General features: G+C 49.0%; 2 tRNA genes. Both read left to right on the plus strand.

The annotated features are described in order from the left end of the window. Positions 1–140: 140 nt before the first annotated feature. Positions 141–217: transfer RNA gene (locus ABD836_RS19425), tRNA-Ile, on the plus strand. A 146-nt stretch (positions 218–363) separates the two neighbouring features. Continuing rightward, a tRNA-Ala gene (locus ABD836_RS19430) sits at positions 364–439 on the plus strand. Positions 440–588: the final 149 nt, after the last annotated feature.

Here is a 588-nt window from a genome sequence, read left to right on the forward strand (position 1 = left end):
CAAGGTAGCCCTAGGGGAACCTGGGGCTGGATCACCTCCTTAAATTGAGCGCACGACGCTGGCAAGTGCTCACACGAATTGTCTAATCTCGAGATTGAAAGCGATAATTTCACGGGCCGCTGGGCTAAGTGACTGTTTCTGGGTCTGTAGCTCAGGTGGTTAGAGCGCACCCCTGATAAGGGTGAGGTCGGAGGTTCAAGTCCTCCCAGACCCACCAGAATCGTGCCAGACTTCGTTGAGAAACTACTTGTGTGCAAGATGGCACACGGCGTAGTTTCTCGCCTCGCCTGACCAAATTCTGGTTATATGCCTGAGGGTGTAGTCTGAAGTGAAAAGTAAGGATCTCGGAAGAGGTCAAGCACTGGGGCTATAGCTCAGCTGGGAGAGCGCCTGCCTTGCACGCAGGAGGTCTGCGGTTCGATCCCGCATAGCTCCACCATTATAAACGGTGAGAAAGATTGACTGTTTAGAGTGGTAGCAGATTATCGCGAAGAAGTTAGAAAGAAAAGCTTTTACAGGCTTTGTTTGTTGGTTCTGTAAAGAGTTTTTGTTTCTGATTTTTACAATCAGATGTTCTTTAACAAGGTA

Source organism: Zhongshania borealis (genome assembly GCF_039539625.1).
In the GTDB taxonomy this organism is placed as follows: Bacteria; Pseudomonadota; Gammaproteobacteria; order Pseudomonadales; family Spongiibacteraceae; genus Spongiibacter; species Spongiibacter borealis.